Annotated in this window: 18 protein-coding genes and 1 tRNA gene; 13 read left to right on the top strand and 6 right to left on the bottom strand. The window is 62.2% G+C overall.

What is annotated here, in order from left to right; translation table 11 throughout:
- Positions 1-320: 320 nt before the first annotated feature.
- The 3 genes from ctaD (at position 321) to PAB09_RS10405 (ending at position 4210) form a co-directional block, all read left to right on the top strand.
- Entirely contained in the window at positions 321-2048 is a 1728-nt protein-coding gene (gene ctaD / locus PAB09_RS10415; RefSeq protein WP_271033597.1) for an aa3-type cytochrome oxidase subunit I, read from the top strand.
- 109 nt (positions 2049-2157) lie between these two features.
- The gene (serB, locus tag PAB09_RS10410; RefSeq protein ID WP_271033596.1) at positions 2158-3432 is read left to right on the top strand and encodes a phosphoserine phosphatase SerB; all 1275 of its coding nucleotides are present in this window, start codon (positions 2158-2160) and stop codon (positions 3430-3432) included.
- Positions 3419-4210 carry an aminoacyl-tRNA hydrolase gene (locus PAB09_RS10405; protein ID WP_271033595.1) on the top strand — a complete coding sequence of 264 codons (792 nt, stop codon included), beginning with the start codon at positions 3419-3421 and terminating at the stop codon, positions 4208-4210. The genes serB and PAB09_RS10405 overlap by 14 nt, the downstream gene beginning before the upstream one ends.
- On the opposite strand, the gene PAB09_RS10400 is transcribed toward PAB09_RS10405, so the two are convergent.
- From PAB09_RS10400 to PAB09_RS10385, 4 genes are all read right to left on the bottom strand, one after another.
- A complete protein-coding gene (locus tag PAB09_RS10400; protein ID WP_271033594.1) occupies positions 4207-4761 on the bottom strand; it encodes a GNAT family N-acetyltransferase in 555 nt (184 codons plus the stop codon). The genes PAB09_RS10405 and PAB09_RS10400 overlap by 4 nt on opposite strands.
- Before the next feature lie 34 nt (positions 4762-4795).
- Positions 4796-6721, bottom strand: a complete 1926-nt coding sequence (locus PAB09_RS10395) for an ATP-dependent DNA helicase (protein WP_271035371.1) — start codon at positions 6719-6721, stop codon at positions 4796-4798.
- Between the two features lie 248 nt (positions 6722-6969).
- On the bottom strand, positions 6970-8247 hold the full coding sequence (locus PAB09_RS10390; protein ID WP_442873752.1) for a nicotinate phosphoribosyltransferase: 1278 nt from the start codon (positions 8245-8247) through the stop codon (positions 6970-6972).
- A gap of 181 nt (positions 8248-8428) precedes the next feature.
- Entirely contained in the window at positions 8429-9007 is a 579-nt protein-coding gene (locus PAB09_RS10385) for a hypothetical protein (RefSeq protein WP_271033592.1), read from the bottom strand.
- A gap of 221 nt (positions 9008-9228) precedes the next feature.
- On the opposite strand from PAB09_RS10385, the gene clpS reads away from it, so the two are divergent.
- The 8 genes from clpS to rdgB all read left to right on the top strand — a co-directional run bounded on the left by clpS (position 9229) and on the right by rdgB (position 15073).
- Positions 9229-9576 carry an ATP-dependent Clp protease adapter ClpS gene (gene clpS, locus PAB09_RS10380; RefSeq protein WP_271033591.1) on the top strand — a complete coding sequence of 116 codons (348 nt, stop codon included), beginning with the start codon at positions 9229-9231 and terminating at the stop codon, positions 9574-9576.
- 85 nt (positions 9577-9661) lie between these two features.
- Entirely contained in the window at positions 9662-10210 is a 549-nt protein-coding gene (locus tag PAB09_RS10375; RefSeq protein WP_271033590.1) for a DUF2017 domain-containing protein, read from the top strand.
- A 31-nt stretch (positions 10211-10241) separates the two neighbouring features.
- Positions 10242-11222 carry a P1 family peptidase gene (locus PAB09_RS10370; RefSeq protein WP_271033589.1) on the top strand — a complete coding sequence of 327 codons (981 nt, stop codon included), beginning with the start codon at positions 10242-10244 and terminating at the stop codon, positions 11220-11222.
- A 34-nt stretch (positions 11223-11256) separates the two neighbouring features.
- Complete coding sequence (locus tag PAB09_RS10365; protein ID WP_271033588.1) at positions 11257-11940, top strand: rhomboid family intramembrane serine protease; 684 nt, start codon at positions 11257-11259, stop codon at positions 11938-11940.
- Between the two features lie 87 nt (positions 11941-12027).
- Positions 12028-12846 carry a glutamate racemase gene (murI, locus tag PAB09_RS10360; RefSeq protein ID WP_271033587.1) on the top strand — a complete coding sequence of 273 codons (819 nt, stop codon included), beginning with the start codon at positions 12028-12030 and terminating at the stop codon, positions 12844-12846.
- A 63-nt stretch (positions 12847-12909) separates the two neighbouring features.
- Positions 12910-13677: an MBL fold metallo-hydrolase gene (locus PAB09_RS10355; RefSeq protein WP_271033586.1), complete on the top strand. Its 768-nt coding sequence runs from the start codon at positions 12910-12912 to the stop codon at positions 13675-13677.
- 23 nt (positions 13678-13700) lie between these two features.
- Positions 13701-14438, top strand: coding sequence for a ribonuclease PH (rph, locus tag PAB09_RS10350; RefSeq protein ID WP_271033585.1), 738 nt, complete (start codon positions 13701-13703; stop codon positions 14436-14438).
- Entirely contained in the window at positions 14438-15073 is a 636-nt protein-coding gene (rdgB, locus tag PAB09_RS10345; protein ID WP_271033584.1) for an RdgB/HAM1 family non-canonical purine NTP pyrophosphatase, read from the top strand. The genes rph and rdgB overlap by 1 nt, the downstream gene beginning before the upstream one ends.
- Positions 15074-15128: 55 nt before the next feature.
- Here rdgB and PAB09_RS10340 read toward each other — a convergent pair whose 3' ends face one another.
- Positions 15129-15485 (bottom strand): DUF3817 domain-containing protein, encoded by a 357-nt coding sequence (locus PAB09_RS10340; RefSeq protein WP_271033583.1) that lies wholly within the window; start codon positions 15483-15485, stop codon positions 15129-15131.
- 23 nt (positions 15486-15508) lie between these two features.
- Positions 15509-15952, bottom strand: coding sequence for a hypothetical protein (locus PAB09_RS10335; RefSeq protein ID WP_442873751.1), 444 nt, complete (start codon positions 15950-15952; stop codon positions 15509-15511).
- 209 nt (positions 15953-16161) lie between these two features.
- On the opposite strand from PAB09_RS10335, the gene PAB09_RS10330 reads away from it, so the two are divergent.
- Positions 16162-16246: transfer RNA gene (locus PAB09_RS10330), tRNA-Leu, on the top strand.
- A 602-nt stretch (positions 16247-16848) separates the two neighbouring features.
- On the top strand, positions 16849-17010 hold the full coding sequence (locus tag PAB09_RS10325) for a hypothetical protein (RefSeq protein ID WP_271033581.1): 162 nt from the start codon (positions 16849-16851) through the stop codon (positions 17008-17010).
- The last annotated feature ends 87 nt before the right edge of the window (positions 17011-17097 follow it).

The raw sequence follows: 17097 nt of genomic DNA, 5'->3' as shown, positions 1-17097 counted from the left end.
TAGGTTGATTACTGTTGGGGGCATAGGAGGGGGCACAAACCGGGGGGTTTAGCACCCTTCACAGGCGTCACATTTGTGGTGCCAGTCACTTAAATTCAGGGAAAATGAAGCTGAGGCGCCCACATCGTAAAGGTAATGCTGGCAAAACGTTTCGGAAAACAGTTTTGGCCGGTTAAGCTAGTGACCATCCCAGCCGAAAGTGGCTGGCTTCAAGGCTTATGCTGCCTTAGGATTAGGCAGTGTAAATTTTGGATGCACTCACTCGTTTCTCGCCGAAGGTTTGCTAGCGGGTGAGGGTACCCCTTAGTCAGGAGGATCGTATGACCGCTGTGGCGCCGAGGCTGGAGAATTACTCCGAGCCCACCAGGCCCGCACCGACCGGCGGAGCCCGCAAGGGCGAGCTGGCCTGGAAAATGCTAACCACCACCGACCACAAGCAGCTCGGCATCATGTACATCGTGATGTCGTTCATCTGGTTCTTTGTCGGTGGCTTGATGGCTCTACTCATTCGTGCAGAGCTTTTCTCCCCGGGACTTCAGTTCCTGTCCAACGAGCAGTTCAACCAGCTGTTTACCATGCACGGCACCATCATGCTGCTGGCGTTTGGTACGCCAATCGTGTGGGGCTTTGCTAACTACATTCTGCCTCTGCAGATCGGTGCTCCGGACGTGGCCTTCCCGCGTCTGAACGCCTTCGGTTTCTGGGTCACCCAGGTCGGCGTCATCGCCATGCTCTGCGGCTTCCTGACCCCAGGTGGCGCAGCTGACTACGGCTGGACCATGTACCTGCCGCTGGCCGATGCCATCCACTCCCCAGGCGTGGGCACCGAGTTCTGGATCGTCGGCGTTGGCGCCACCGGTGTGGGTACCATCGCCTCCGCCATCAACATGATCACCACCCTGATCTGCCTCCGTGCACCGGGTATGACCATGTTCCGCATGCCGATCTTCACTTGGAACATCTTCGTCGCTTCCATCATCGTCTTGATGATCTTCCCGCTGCTGACCGCGGCAGCCCTCGGTGTTCTCTACGACCGTAAGCTCGGCGGCCACATCTTCGATCCGGGCAACGGCGGTGCCATCCTGTGGCAGCACTTGTTCTGGTTCTTCGGCCACCCCGAGGTTTACGTTCTGGCACTGCCATTCTTCGGCATCGTCTCTGAGATTCTTCCGGTGTTCTCCCGCAAGCCAATGTTCGGCTACATCGGCCTGATTTTCGCTACCCTGTCGATCGGTGCGCTGTCCATGGCCGTGTGGGCTCACCACATGTTCGTCACCGGCGCCGTGCTGCTGCCGTTCTTCTCCTTCATGACCTTCCTCATCTCCGTTCCTACCGGTGTGAAGTTCTTCAACTGGCTGGGCACGATGTGGCGCGGTCACATCACGTGGGAGACCCCCATGATTTGGGCCTTCGGCTTCCTGGTGACCTTCCTGTTCGGTGGCCTCACCGGTATTATGCTGGCCTCCCCGCCGCTGGACTTCCACATCTCCGACACCTACTTCGTGGTCGCTCACTTCCACTACACCCTTTTCGGTACCGTGGTGTTTGCCTCCTTCGCTGGTGTGTATTTCTGGTTCCCGAAGATGACCGGTCGCATGCTCGACGAGCGCCTGGGCAAGATCCACTTCTGGATCACCTTCTTCGGCTTCCACGCCACCTTCCTGGTTCAGCACTGGCTGGGCAACGAGGGTATGCCACGTCGTTACGCCGACTACCTCGACTCTGACGGCTTCACCACCTTGAACCAGATCTCCACCATCGGTTCCTTCCTGCTGGGTGCCTCCGTGATCCCGCTGATCTGGAACGTGTTTAAGTCCTGGCGCTACGGCGAGATCGTCACCGTTGACGATCCATGGGGCTACGGCAACTCCCTCGAGTGGGCTACCTCCTGCCCGCCGCCACGCCACAACTTCACCTCCCTGCCTCGCATCCGTTCCGAGCGTCCTGCGTTCGAGCTGCACTACCCGCACATGGTCGAAACCATGCGCCGTGAGGCACACGTCGGCCACCACACTGAGCCGGTGAACAAGCAACCCGCCAACGTCTAAGGAAGACCCTCCTTCCTGGCTGACTTAAATTTGCGAACAATCCCCCCGTCCGTTGTACGAACGGGGGGATTTTGGCATGTCGGGGGCAATTTATGACACAATTCTCAAGGTGACTACGAACCAATCTTCGAACTTGACTGTGGCGTTGGCCGAGGGGCTCGTGCCCGCCGTCGTCACCGCTTCCGGCCCCGATCGTCAGGGCGTGACTGCAGCCTTTTTCCGCGTGCTTGCCGCCAATGGCGTCCAGCTCCTCGATGTCGAGCAGTCTCAATTCCGCGGCTTCTTGTCGCTGGCCGCCTTCGTCGGGCTTAACCCCGATACGGTCGATACCCTCACGCAGGGTCTGAACGATACCCTCAAGATCCACGGCCAGAAAGTCACCGTTGAGATCCAAGAAGTTGCAGAATCCTCCCGCCCGCGTTCCACCCATGAGGTGGTCATCCTCGGCAACCCCGTGTCCGCCCAGGCCGTTTCGCGCATCGGCCAGACCTTGGCAGACTATGGTGCCAATATCGACACCATTCGCGGCATCGCGGATTATCCGGTCACCGGCCTCGAACTGAAGATCACCGTAGCCAACGCGGCACCTGGTGCGGCTCAGCCTTTGCGCAAGGCATTGGCCAAGCTCACCCCGGAGCTGGGAGTGGACATCGCAATGGAGCGCGCGGGCCTCATGCGTCGCTCCAAGCGCCTGATCTGCTTCGATTGCGACTCCACTCTGATCACCGGCGAGGTCATTGAGATGCTTGCCGCCCACGCCGGCCGTGAGGCCGAGGTTGCCGCCGTCACCGAATGCGCCATGCGCGGCGAGCTGGATTTCGAGCAGTCCCTGCGCGAGCGTGTGCGTGCCCTAGAGGGGCTGGATGCCTCCGTCATCGACGAGGTCGCCCGCGATATCGTGCTTACCCCGGGTGCGCGCACGACGATCCGCACACTCAAGCGCCTGGGCTATAAGACGGCCGTGGTCTCCGGCGGCTTCATCCAGGTGCTCGAGGGGCTGGCCGAGGAGTTGGAGTTGGACTACGTGCGCGCCAACACCCTGGAAATCGTCGACGGCAAGCTCACCGGAAAGGTGATCGGTAAGGTCGTCGATCGCGCCGCGAAGGCGGATTTTCTGCGGGAGTTTGCCGCTGATTCCGGCTTGGAGATGCACCAGACCGTGGCCGTCGGCGATGGCGCCAACGATATCGACATGATCTCCGCCGCGGGCCTGGGCGTTGCCTTCAATGCCAAGCCGGCCCTGCGCGAAGTCGCCGATACCTCCGTGAACTCCCCGTTCCTCGACGAGGTCTTGCATATGCTGGGCATTACCCGCGCGGAAATCGACGCGGCTGACCAGGAAGAGGGCACCCTGCGCCGCGTCCCGCTCGATGTCCATGCCTAAGCAGCGCTTCGACGAGTCAGCGGTCTACGAGGACGACTTCGCTCGTGCTCACGCCCGTCTCGTGGCCTATTGTCTTGACCGTAGCTGGCGGGAGGATCCGGAAGATCCCACCCGCCCGGAGACGGTGCAGGCGATGCAAATCGCATTGCACATCCCGAAGAACAATCCGCCTCTGCGCCATGATCTGCTCGCCGCCGCCGCTCAGGCGGTAGTCGGTGTGTGCCTTGATGAGCGGGCCGGTCAAGACGGTGCCTTTTGGGAGGGGATCCGAAACTGGTACGGGCACCGGATCCGCAAGATCGCCCGCCGCGCTCGCAACAGTGGCTGGAATAATGTTCAGGTCTTGGCCGGGGTGACCGCAAGCCATGGAACCGCCTCGGCTCGGGCGTTTGTTCCCTCCGCGGTCGAGGCGGTGGATCCGCTCATTGGCAAGTTGCAGATCGGCAACACCGACGTGCCTGCGGTGGACTATGCGGACATACCCGTGCGTGAAGTACCTACCCTGTATGTGGATGTTGCGCTGTCGATGTCGGCGGGGAAGGCCGCAGCACAGGTGGGACATGCCTCCATGCTGCTGGCCGCGCATATGAGCTTAGAAGAGGCCCGCGCGTGGGCTGCGACCGGTTTCGATCTGCAGGTGCGTGGCGTTGATGCCGCAACCTTTAAGGAGATCTGTGCGCAACCCGGCGCCGTTGCGGTTCAAGACGCCGGGTTTACCGAGGTTGCACCGGATTCCATCACCGTGTGTGCCCTCCCGGTGCCGTGGGAAAAGCCCTAGCGGACGTCGCCGGACAGGAAGGAATAGATCGCCAGATCGTGGTACTGCCCGCGGTGGAATTCCCAGCCGCGGGCTATCCCCTCGAGCTGGCATCCGGCGGCCTCGGCCACCTTCCTGCTGGCCTGATTGGTGGTGCGCACCCGCACCTCGATTCGGTGGGCACCGCTATCAATGGCGTGGGCGATCACCCGCTTGAGCGCCCTAGTCATCAACCCCTTGCCGCGGGCTGAAGGGGCGCTTACGTAGCCCACGTCATAAAAGCTGGCTGCCTGGTTGACCTCCCGGAGCTCGATGGTGCCCAAGTAGCGACCGCCCTGGTCGGGAAGGCATAACGCCCAGCGCACGGCGGAGTGATCCTCGAGGAAGCAGCGCGCGTCCTGCTCCGTATAGGGAAAAGGGACCGTGGTGTAGGCCTGGGTGAGTGGATCTTGGGAGGTGACAACGATGTCCGCGATGTCGTCGTCATTAAGCGGGCGTAACATGAGCGTTCCGGTTTCGCTTCGGGAATCGGCAGGGGGGACGTCGTAAAGCACAACCTCGGCTATTGCCATACCCGCCCATGATAGGCGAGGCCGTCCCCGTGGGTTAGCGGGCGACTAGGCGCTTGAGGGCGCCGCGCACCACCGCGGGTTCTGCAGTCTGCCAGAAGGCCGGCATGGAGTAAAGCAGGAAACTGCCGTAACGCTTTTCCACCAGACGCTTGTCGAGGACCGCCACCACGCCCCGGTCGGTGACGTGGCGCAGCAGCCGTCCTGCGCCCTGGGCCATGAGTAAGGCGGCATGGGTGGCGGCGACCTCCATGAACCCAGAGCGTCCTTCGGCGTCGGCTGCCTCCTTGCGCGCCTGGAGCAGGGGATCGTCGGGACGCGGGAAGGGGATCTTGTCCATGATCACCAGCGAACACGAGCGCCCCGGCACATCCACGCCCTGCCACAAGGTCAAGGTGCCAAAAAGGCAGGTGTTCTCGTTTTTGGAAAACTTGTCCACGAGCGCGCCGGTGGAGTCCTCGCCCTGGCACAAGATGTCGAAGGGAAGGCGCGGGCGCAGCTTTTCCGTCGCCTGTTCGGCCGCGCGCCGCGAGGCGAACAAGCCGAGGGTGCGCCCGCCAGCTGCCATGATGAGCTCATAGATCTCGTCGAGGGTCTCGGGACTTGGGCCCTCGCGTCCGGGGTCGGGTAAATGCCGGGGAACGTAAAGGATGCCGTGGCGGGCTGGGTCGAAGGGGGTGCCTGCGTCGAGCGAATCCCACGAGCCTTTGGCAAGCCCCCAGGAGGCCGCCATGGCGTTGAAGTTGCCGCCGATGGTCAAGGTGGCAGACGTCAAAATCACCGTGTTTTCCGCAAAAAGGCGGCTCGCTAGCAGGCCGGATACGGACAAGGGGGCAACGCGGAGGGTGAGGCGGTCGCGGTCGTCGGCAAGCCACACGACGTCGAGCTGCTTGGCGGGGTCTTCCTCGTCGAAGACCTCGAGAATGCGGATGATGCCGTCGGCCTGGTCGCCTAAGTGATTGGCCAGCGTGAGGCGTTCGGCATTGCGTTCGGGGTCGTTGGCCGCCTCGCCGGCCGGTGCTGTGGCTATCGCCTGACGGCAGCGCCAAATCGCATCGCGGGTGGCAACCAGCAACGAGCGCAGCTCATCCGGCAGCCCCAGGAGCCTGCCCGGTTCAAGCCCGCGCAGCATGAGGTCGAACTCCTCGGCAGTTTCGATGAGTTTGGTATCGGCACCGTCTGCGCCGATCTTTCCCGCGCGCTTGGCAGACAGGGTAAGCGCATTCGATCCGATCTCAGTGGTGGCCACGGAGGTGATGCGACCGTCTAATTCGTGAGCCTCGTCGACGATGACCACCTCGTGCTCGGGCAGGATCGTGGCATCGGAAAGCGCGTCGATGGCCAACATCGCGTGATTGGTGACGATCACGTCCACATCCTGGGCGGCGCGCCGTGCAAGCTCCGCGAAGCAGGAATCGCCGTGCGGGCACCGGGTGGCCCCGATGCATTCCTGGGCGGTGACGCTGACCTGGCGCCAGGCTAGGTCGGGCACGCCGGGTTCGAGTTGATCGCGGTCGCCGGTCTCGGTCTCGTTCGCCCACTCGCGCACCCGCAGAATGTGCTTGCCCAGCCACGAGAGCTCCTCCTCGTCGATGAGGCTATCCTCCGGCTCCTCGGCCGCCGCGACCTTGTGCTGACACAAGTAATTGGAGCGCCCCTTCATGATCGCGAAGGTGGGACGGCGTGATAGTAGCGGCTCGAGGGCGTCCGCAAGCCGGGGCAGGTCACGGTCAACGAGCTGGCGTTGCAGCGCGATGGTCGCGGTGGAAACGATGACCGTGGAGTCCGTCTCCTGGGCATGCGCGATGGCGGGCACGAGATAAGCGAGGGACTTACCGGTGCCCGTGCCAGCCTGCACCGCGAGGTGGCGCTCGTTTTCCATAGCCTTGGCCACCGCCTGGGCCATGGCAACCTGTCCTGTCCGCTCGGCACCGCCGAGTGCCTCAACGGCCTGGGCAAGCAGCGTGGTTACCTCCGGGACCTCGAAAACCTCAGTGCCTGGTGGAGAGGTGTCAGGGGAGGGCGAGGGCACGGCAATTCCTTCCTGGCCTGGTAAGAAAAGTGGAAACGATCGCGCCTGCGCGACAGACTCCCACAAGGATACGACGAATAACACATGCTAACGGCGCGCGGTGGGCGTCGGCAAGCACAAGCAATAAAGCTGCCCGTGAACGCACACGAGCAGCCTTTTTGTGAAGATTCGGACGACGGCTACTTGTTAAAACCCACGAAGCGGGTCTGCAGCACCGGCTCGTCCTTGGACAGGGCCAGGCCCTCCCACGGCAGGGTGACCAACTGCTGAGCCAGGTAGTCGCGGGACTGCTCGAGCGTAGCCAGCCCCTCGACGACCAAGCCGTCGCGCATGAGCGGGATCGTGAGCTCGGTGAACTTCAGGTTGGCGAAGGTGGGCGCCTCGCTGTCGAAGGGGTAGACGATCTCCTCGACCGCGGTGCCGGTGGCGCGGTGGGTACGCAGGGCGCGCTTGGCGCCGCCGACGGTATTCTTACCACGCGAACGCTTGGAGACTGGGTGCCCATCGACCTCGACGAGCTTGTACACCATCGCCGCGGTCGGTGCGCCGGAACCGGTCACCACGGAGGTTCCCACGCCGAAGGAGTCCACCGGCTCGCCGCGCAGTCCGGCAATAGCGTACTCATCCAGATCCGAAGACACCACGATGCGGGTGTTGTAGGCGCCCAGCGCATCGAGCTCCTGGCGCACCTTGCGGGTCATCACACCCAGGTCGCCGGAGTCAATGCGCACCGCACCTAGCTCGGTGCCGGCAACCTTGATCGCGGTGCGCACGCCGTTGGTGATGTCATAGGTATCCACCAACAAGGTGGTGTCCACGCCGAGGGTCTCAATCTGGGAGCGGAAGGCCGCCTCCTCGTTGGGGGTGCCGTCCTCGTTGACGTGCAACAAGGTCCACGCGTGGGCGGCGGTACCCGCGCCGGGGATGCCGTAGCGGCACACGGCCTCCAGATTGGAGGTGCCGACGAACCCAGCCAGGTAGGCGGCGCGGGCGGCGGTGACAGCTGCCGCCTCATGGGTGCGACGCGAGCCCATCTCGATGATGGGGCGACCATCGGCGGCGGTCACCATGCGGGCTGCGGCCGACGCGATCGCGGAGTCCGCGTTCATGATCGACAAAATGACCGTTTCCAACACCACGCACTCGGCGAAGGTGCCGCGCACCGTCAACAGTGGGGAGTTGGGGAAGTACAGCTCGCCCTCGCGGTAGCCGTCGATCTGGCCGCTAAACCGGTAGTTGCGCAGGAATTTGATGGTTTCATCGCTCAAGAAATCGAGCGAGGCCAGCTGCTGCTCGGTGAACACGAATTTGCTAACGGCCTCAAGCACGCGCGGGATGCCTGCGACGACGCCATAGCGGCGCTCATTTTGCAGACGCCTGGCAAAGACCTCGAAGGAACACTGGCGAAAGGCGGTGCCGTCTTTGAGGGCTGACTCCAGCATGGTCAGCTCGTACATATCCGTAAGTAGGGCCGTTGATGTGTTAGCAGTCACCCCTACCACTGTAGACCTTTTCGTTATGGTGCAGTAGCCGCATGCGCATTTTGCCTTCCTGAAATCATAGTGGCCACGCAAGCATGTGTCTTGCCAAGCGCCGTATCCGCACCTAGGTGTCGTCGAAAAAGGGCTCGCGCGGGTCCTAGGATGACAATATGATCACGGCCCAGGTCAGGCCGTTGGCGGAGGCTACTCCAATGTCGACCGTGGTGTAGGACGGATTCGCCAGCACCGAACTACTGGCGTGGTCTTTGACCCAGGCGGTGACAAACCTGCCCGCGGTGGCGGGCGGGGATTCAAGGTTGGCCTGCAGCAGGCCCCGGCCGGCCACAGCACGGCCCGTGTAGGCACCGGCCTGGGCGTTATTCTCAGCCACCTTCTGGGCGGTGCTGGAGGTCGAAAGAGCCAATGAGCCGAGCCCCGCGTTGGTGCGTACCTCCGATAGTGACAGCAGCATCGTCGGGCGTATCTCTTGGTCGGCGACCAAGCGATCGACGTCGATGGGGTAGGCCTTCGGCGCATCCTGGACCTCGCTTTCGCTGGATCCGCCGGGGGCCGAGGGGCTCGTGGACGGCGAAGACCCGAAGGCGCCAAGGCCGAAAAGCAGGAGCGCAACCGTGGCGATGATGCTCACCCAGGCCTGAATGTGTGCTTGGTTCAGGTAGCGGTCCAACCCGACAGCGTGGGTGAAGCTTTCAAGAAGATCAATCGCGTTGTTCATAGGCTGCACTTTCCGGCTCTGGTGAAGAATCGATAAAGGGATGAGGCGATGAGGGAATTGTTGTACTCCATTCATACTTGAATCTCGGCCCACATGAGCAGTTTTTCGCCAAGGCTTTTCAAAACAAGATGGTCGCGGCTTTCATGTGTCACGCAGCAAGCGGGCTTAAAAAATCCTTGCCGGGGCGCAAAGGCAGTGCAATTGGCACTAATATGAACGGCATGAACGAACGCATGGAAAAACGCTTGATGGATAGCTGGGAACCCGCGGTGGCCTCCATGCCGATGGCTACCCCGGAGTTGGAAGAAAGCCTCGAAGTTGAGGTGCAGTCATCGGAGAACCTGCCCTGGATGTGTATCGTCTGGGATGATCCGGTCAACCTCATGAGCTACGTGACTTACGTATTCCAGACCGTGCTCGGGTATTCCAAAAAGCGTGCCGTGGAATTGATGATGCAGGTCCACACCGAAGGCAAGGCGGTGGTCTCCTCCGGCGAGCGGGACAAGGTAGAAGCCGACGTGAAAAAGCTCCACACCGCGGGCCTGTGGGCCACCATGCAGCAGGGCTAGCAACACGTCTTAAGCCCCTCACCCTCACGGAGTTGGCGTCGGCTGGTCGGCAGAAGAATGAGAAGAAAGGGAATGTCACAACGCTATGCAGGCGTGGAAAAAGAAGAAAGGGCTGTTGAGCAAGCCAAGGTTCGTGTGCGTGCTTGAGCCGATGGAGCGCGAGGTACTCGGCGATCTCGCCGCCGCGGTCAGCGAGGCGCTTATCGCGCGCGCCCAATCTGCGCCCAAGGATCCGCTGGCCGAGCTCACTGGGATCAGCAGCGGACATAAGGAGCCCCCGTCCGATCCTGGCCTAGCCCGCCTCTTGCCTAACTTTGAGCGCGAAGGGGACGAGGAATTCGAGGGCGATAATGCCCTGCTGCGCTCCCTGCACGAAAATGATATTCTCCGCGCAAAGCTGGAAAACCTACAGGTCATTGTCGAAAAGTTAGGTCCGGATGGATCTGTCAATGTCACCGTGGACGAAGCCCAGGCGCGGGCCTGGGTAGCGGCGGTCAATGACATCCGCCTCTACCTGGCCTCCAGCGATGTTGCAGGCCCGCCCGGTTTCGCCGCGGACCGCGACAGCGTTGTCGAGTGGCTGGCCTTCAACCAGGACAGCCTGCTGCAGACCATGATGGGGCCACTGGACTAGATAGAGCAAGCCACAAGGCGGTAGGGAAAAGATGAAAACGACAATTCCGGGCCTGTTGCTGGGCCATCACAGCATGGGCGATACCGGCTGCACCGTGCTGGTCGCTCCGGATTCCGCAGTCTGTTCGGTCGATGTGCGAGGTGGCGGGCCGGGCACGCGCGAGACCGACCTGCTCAATCCTTCCAACACCGTCCAAAACGTCCACGCCGTCTTGTTGACCGGGGGCTCGGCCTTCGGGCTGGATGCTGCGGGCGGGGTCATGAGCGAGCTGGAGTCGCGCGGCATCGGATTCCCGGTGCTGGGAGAGGGCAAGCCGGGGCCCATCGTGCCGATCGTGCCGGGTGCGGTAATTTTCGATCTTCTTTTCGGCGAGGCCAGTCACCGGCCGGGTGCCACCGATGGCGCCGCCGCGGTGCGCGCGGCATTCTCGGATGCGGAGGATGCCAGCTTCGAGTCTTCCGTGGGCAGCGTAGGCGCGGGAGTTGGGGCTACCGCCGGCGCTTTGCGCGGCGGCTTTGGGCGAGCGAGCCAACAGGTGGGGCCCAAGGGACAGTGGACGATGGAGGCCTTCGTGGTTGCCAACCCCGTCGGCAGCGTCATCGATCCGACAACCGGCGCGTTATGGGCGCAGCCACATGGTCCGCGCGTGGACACCGAGGCCTTCGCCGCGCTCGTGCCGCTGGCAGCCCGGCTCAACACCACCATCGGCGTGATTGCCACCGATGCTCCGATCACCAAGGCGCAGGCCAAGCGCCTGGCGATGGCCGGCCATGATGGCATCGCCGTTGCCGTGCGTCCGGCGCATTCGCCGTTGGACGGCGATACGCTTTTTTGCTTATCGACGGCCCCCGCGCCGAATCCAGAAGGCTACGGCGGCGTCGACATCGAAGCCATGATGCATTTAAGCGCGGCTGCGGCAAACGTCGTGGCAGGAGCCATCGCCACCGCGGTGCGTCACGCGGCTGGGCTAGAATTCGGGGTCACCGCATGGCAAGACATCGTCACAGCATGAAAGACGCCTGAATGAAGATCGGAAAGGTGACCCCATGAGCTACTATCCGCAAGGAATGGGCGGCGCCGGGGGCAACGGCTACCTACCCAACCAGCATCCGCCGCGGGGTTTGCGTGCCTGGACGGGGCCTAGGATCGGTACCGGCATTGGATGCGCCGTGGGATACCTGGTGGCCATCTGGTCGGTCTACCTCCTCAACATGGTGTTTTTCGGTGGGGCACTGAACTACTTCGGCATTCACCCCCTCGACCCCGCCAGCCTGCTGCACATCTTTACCTCCCCCTTCCTGCACGGCTCCTGGGAACACATCACAGCCAACTCGGTGCCGGGGGCTATCTTCTGCTTCCTCATCGGACTGTCGGGGGCGAAGGTGTTTTGGGAAGTCACGTTCATCGCGCTCATCGTGGAAGGGATCGGCGTGTGGTTTACCGGTGGGGTGGGCACCACCCACATCGGCGCGTCCGGATTGATCTACGGCTGGTTGGCCTACCTCATCATCCGCGGCATCTTCAACCGCTCCCTTACCCAGGTGCTCGTGGGTATTGGATTGGCTTTTATCTACGGCGGTCTGATCTGGGGCGTGCTTCCCCTCGAAGAGGGAGTCAGCTGGCAAGGCCACCTCTTCGGCGCCATCGGCGGCATTATCGCCGGGGCGACCATTACCTCCGACGATCCCCCTGCGCTGCGGGCGCGGCGGGAGCAGAAGCGATTGAGGTAGTCCGCGCTGTAGACGTCGGAAAGCACAAGCAGAACTTAAGGTAAACGCGCTGCGCAAAGCGCCCGTCTTTCGATTGAAGGAAACGTTGTGGAACAGGCAATCACCCCAGGCTCACCGATCGGCATTTTCGACTCTGGGGTGGGCGGGCTGACGGTGGCGCGCACGATCATCGAGCAGATGCCGAACGAATCGGTCATCTACATCGGCGACACCAAAAACGGCCCCTACGGTCCGCGCCCGATCCAGCAGGTGCGCGAGTTTTCCCTGGCGATTGCCGACGAGCTGGTCGAACGCGGCTGCAAGATGATTGTCATCGCCTGCAATACCGCCTCCTCGGCCTGTCTGCGCGATGCCCGCGAGCGTTACGACGTGCCCGTCATCGAGGTCATCCAGCCCGCCGTCCGCCGCGCGATCGCCACCACTCGTAACGGCAAGATAGGCGTGATCGGCACGAAAGGCACCATCAATTCCGGTGCCTACCAGGATCTTTTCTCCGTCAATCCCACCGTTAAGGCCTATGCGCAGGCCTGCCCGCGCTTCGTGGATTTCGTCGAACGTGGTATCACCTCCGGACGTCAGATCCTCGGGGTGGCCCAAGCGTATGTGGAGCCACTGCAGGCAGCAGGCGTGGACACCCTGGTTTTGGGGTGTACGCACTATCCGCTGCTGACCGGTGTCATTCAGCTGGCGATCGGGGATAATGTCACGCTGGTGTCTTCTTCGGAAGAGACCACAAAAGACGTGATGCGAAAACTCACCGAGCTGGATTTGCTTGCCGACGAAGAAAACAACCCGACGCCGACCAAAATCTTCGAATCCACCGGGGATCCCGAGGTGTTTGCCCAGCTTGCTACCCGTTTCCTCGGTCCGCATGTGACGCACGTCGAGCAGGCGCGTGGCGTGTAATGTACCAAGCAAAAATAGTGAAAAATTCCCCAAAACCTTCGATGGCATGAAAAAGTAAAACGCATGAAGCTGACCATTCTCGGAAGCTCCGGCTCCATGGGCCAGCCCGGAAATCCCGCCTCCGGCTACCTCCTGTCCTTTGACAACGCCCCCAGTGTCCTGGTGGACATCGGCCCCGGTGTGCTCGCGGCCATGCAGGAAGTCCAGGACCCCTGTGACGCTCACGTTGTCTTCAGCCATCTCCATGCCGACCACTGCCTCGATTTCCCCGGGCTTATGGTCTGGCGTCGATTCCATCCTTCCGCGCCCGCCAAGGGCCGCAACCTGTGCCTAGGGCCGAAGGATGCTCCCGTCCACCTCGGGCGCATGAGCGCCGATCACATCGATGAGGTCGACGACATGTCTGATACCTTTGCCTTCTCCGCCTGGGAGGCCGGGCGCACCGAACTCGTCGACGCCGTCAGCATCACGCCGTATCCCATGATTCACCCCATTGAGACCTATGGGCTGCGCGTGGTCGACAACCACTCCGGCGCGGTCTTGGCCTACTCCGGGGACAGCGCCTACACCCCGCAGCTGATTGAGTGCGCCCGCGGGGCGGATGTGTTCTTGTGCGAGGCTACCTGGGGCGATAACGGCCAGGGGCAGCCAGCCAACATGCACATGTCCGGGGAGGAGGCCGGGCGCATCGCCCGCCTGGCCGGGGTGAAGAAGCTGGTTTTGATCCACATCCCGCCGTGGGGGGATCCGGAGGTGGCCATCGCCGCTGCCCGCCGCGAGTTTGACGGCGAAGTCATCTACGGTGCCCAAGGGCTGGAGTTGGAACTCTAACAGGGCAGGGTAGTGTGAAGAACATGACTTCAGCTACAACGTTTCGCCGCGCCGACGGGCGCGCCACCGACCAGATGCGCACCGTCAAAATCACCCGAGGCTTTACCACCAACCCCGCCGGCAGCGTGCTGGTGGAGTTCGGCAACACCCGTGTGATGTGTACCGCCTCCGTTGAGTTCGGCGTTCCCCGCTTCAAGAAGGACTCCGGGGAGGGGTGGCTGACCGCCGAATACGCCATGCTGCCCGCCGCCACCCACGAGCGCATGCCCCGCGAATCCATGAAGGGCAAGGTCAAGGGGCGCACGCACGAGATTTCCCGCCTTGTCGGCCGCAGCCTGCGCGCCGCAGTGGACCTGTCCCAGCTCGGTGAGAACACCATCAACATTGACTGCGACGTGCTTCAGGCCGACGGCGGCACCCGCACCGCGTCGATCACCGGCGCCTACGTCGCGCTCGCAGACGCCATCGCCCACCTGAAGGAGGCCGGCGTGGTCCCCGGCGAGCCGCTGCTGCCGCCTGTTGCGGCCGTTTCCGTGGGGCTTATCGACGGCCACGTGTGCCTGGACCTGCCGTACGAGGAGGACTCCCGTGCCGAGGTGGACATGAACGTGATCATGACCGAATCCGGCGAGTTCGTGGAGATCCAGGGCACCGGCGAGCACGCCACCTTCAACCGCGCCCAGCTCGGCGAGCTGCTCGACTACGCCACCAAGGGCTGCCGCGAGCTCATCGAGGCGCAGAAGGCGGCGCTGGGGATCTGATGAAAATCCTGGTTGCCTCCAATAACGCAAAAAAGCTCAAGGAACTGGCCACCATCCTGGACCATGCGGGTCTTAGCTCGGTGGAGGTTGTGCCGCTGTCGGCCGTCGACGCCTACCCCGAGCCTGTGGAAGATGGCCGTACCTTCGCCGACAACGCGCTGATCAAGGCTCGCGCCGGAGTGGTGCACACGGGTCTTGTCACCATCGCCGATGACTCCGGGTTGGCCGTCGACGAGCTCTCCGGCATGCCGGGGGTGCTTTCCGCCCGCTGGTCGGGGTCGCACGGCGATGACCAGGCCAATAACGATCTCCTGCTGGGGCAGATGGCGCACGTACCCGACGAGCGCCGCCAGGCGGCCTTCGTGTCCGTCTGCGCGCTGGTGACCCCAGATGGCTACGAGCACGTGGTGGAGGGGCGCTGGCCGGGGCGCCTGCTGCGCGAGGAGCACGGCGTCAACGGCTTTGGCTACGACCCGTTGTTCGTCCCCGCCGAGGAGGACGCCGCTGGAACCGCACGCAGCTCCGCCGAGATGAGCCCGGCAGAAAAGAACGCCATCTCCCACCGCGCCCGCGCGTTGGCACAGTTGGTGCCGATCATCGCCGAACTCGTCGAGAAAAGCGAAGCAGGGAAATAACAAATCGCCGCACTATGCATAGTCATGGGGCGGCGATTGTCGTTGTGGACGTAGTCTAAGCCTTGTCCAATTGGAAAGCCTGGGTAACCTCCTTGCGGCGCCAGGCCTCAACGAAGAAGGAGAGGAAGGGGATGGTACCGGCCAGTGCGGTTACGACCCACTTCGTTGGATCCCAGCGGGCTTTGGTGCCCAGGTTCAGCGTGGCAACCAGATACAGCATGTAGAACAGGCCGTGGACCTGGCCGATGTAGCGCGCCCACGTTGGCAGATCCATGTTGAAGCCGTACTCGAGGATCATGCGGCCCACGAGGATGAGCAGCCAGATACCGGTGACCCAGGCGGCCACGGAGTACAACTTCAACGCCTGCGCAACGCGGCGCTTGCGATCGGGGTGAATGGTCGGATTGGTCATTTCGTTCCTAACTATTATGTGAATTAGCGAGCAGTCTCGTCGCGGTCGCTTTCGGTGCCTTGTGCTTTCCGACGACGCGGTTCGAACTGCCTGTTGAATTCCTCGACGCTCATCTGCGGACGCTTGGGGAGGAAGTCTTCGCTGATCTCCTCCGGGCCGGCGTCGCGCTTGGGCGCCACATACGGCCGCGCGTGCGGTGCAGCTTCTTCCTCCTCGGCGGTGTCCGGCACCGCGACCCCAGCTCCCTCATTGAGTTCCCCGTGCTCGATGGCATATTTCTCGTTTTCATACTCCAAGATCTTCTTGTAGGCGAAAACAAAGAAAGCGCCGAACATCGGCCACTGGAAGGCGTAGCCTAAATTCTGGAAGGTGCCGCTGCCGGATTGATAGCGGGTCCACTGCCACCACGCCAGGCCGAAAGTGGCGATCACCAGCACGGCGAGAAACAGCAGGTGCCACAGACGCACCTTGTATCTTTTTGCTGGCGTTGCGCTTGACTTGTCGACGTGTGCGCCGGAAGGTTGGGAACTCACAAGGGGACACTTTACCTTAGTCCAACCAAAGTATGAGTCCTTCACCCGCAAAAAGAACCCCTGGCAGGGGGAGGGTGCCGGCATGGGAAGGGGCCGATTTGGCTTAAGCGCGCGTTGACCCTTTATACTGGGAAACCGTGCCCGCGCCTGTGGCGGAATTGGCAGACGCGCTGGATTTAGGTTCCAGTGTCTTTTGACGTGGGAGTTCAAGTCTCCCCAGGCGCACCACAACAGCGTTTACATTTGTAAACGCTGTTTTTTCGTTTCCTGTGGGATCGGCGCGTCCCGCAGCTGTCCCGCAAGAATTGGGAAAACAATAAGAACGGAACAGGGTAGCGGACATGACATGGCGTGGCCTGCCAGCGTCGCTCAAAGGTGCAGGTCGTACACGCCTATTGTCGCCCATTGAAAACGCTGTGACGGGCACCTGTATCTCATAACGTCCTTCTTGCGAAACTCCGTATTGGATCCGCTCGGCCGATTTAAACCGGCCTTGGCTTCAGGGGGCATGGTCTTATGCCTTGCGGTCCGCCAGTGTGGAAGGGACTCGGGATCGCGACGATTATATGGGCGAGGTAGTCAATATTGTGGCGCTGGGCACTGTCGCCTTCAATGTCCCCTCGTTGAATAACAGGGAGCTTGCCGACGTTGGTGAGGTCGTTTCCGCGCCGCGTTCTGCGGCATCGTGCGCGTTGCATGCTTTCGGGTCTTTGTGATGCTCATGGGGGTGGCGGCCTGTGGTCGTCGGAAAGCGCACTGCATGACGTCACGCCGCGCGAACGTGTCTGGCCAGCCGTAATGAAAAGATGCGGGGGCTACAATGAGCGCTCATGAGTATCTCCCGCGAATTCGATGACTACGTTGCGGACAAAGGAATCACCATTAGCGCCGAAGTTGAGCAGCCGGGGGCCTGCGAGATTTATGTGGCCGAGGCGCCCGGCGCCGAGCTGGAATCGGCACAGCGTGCGATCGAGCTGATAATGCGCAGCTAAATGCCGGTTTTTGCGGCATTGTCAGGTTGTGCATATTTACTCAAGAATGAGATTTAGGACACGACCGGGCCTGCAAAAGATGACAAA

Source organism: Corynebacterium sp. SCR221107 (assembly GCF_027886475.1).
Classification (GTDB): domain Bacteria; phylum Actinomycetota; class Actinomycetes; order Mycobacteriales; family Mycobacteriaceae; genus Corynebacterium.
This window is presented reverse-complemented; position numbering and strand designations above follow the sequence as displayed.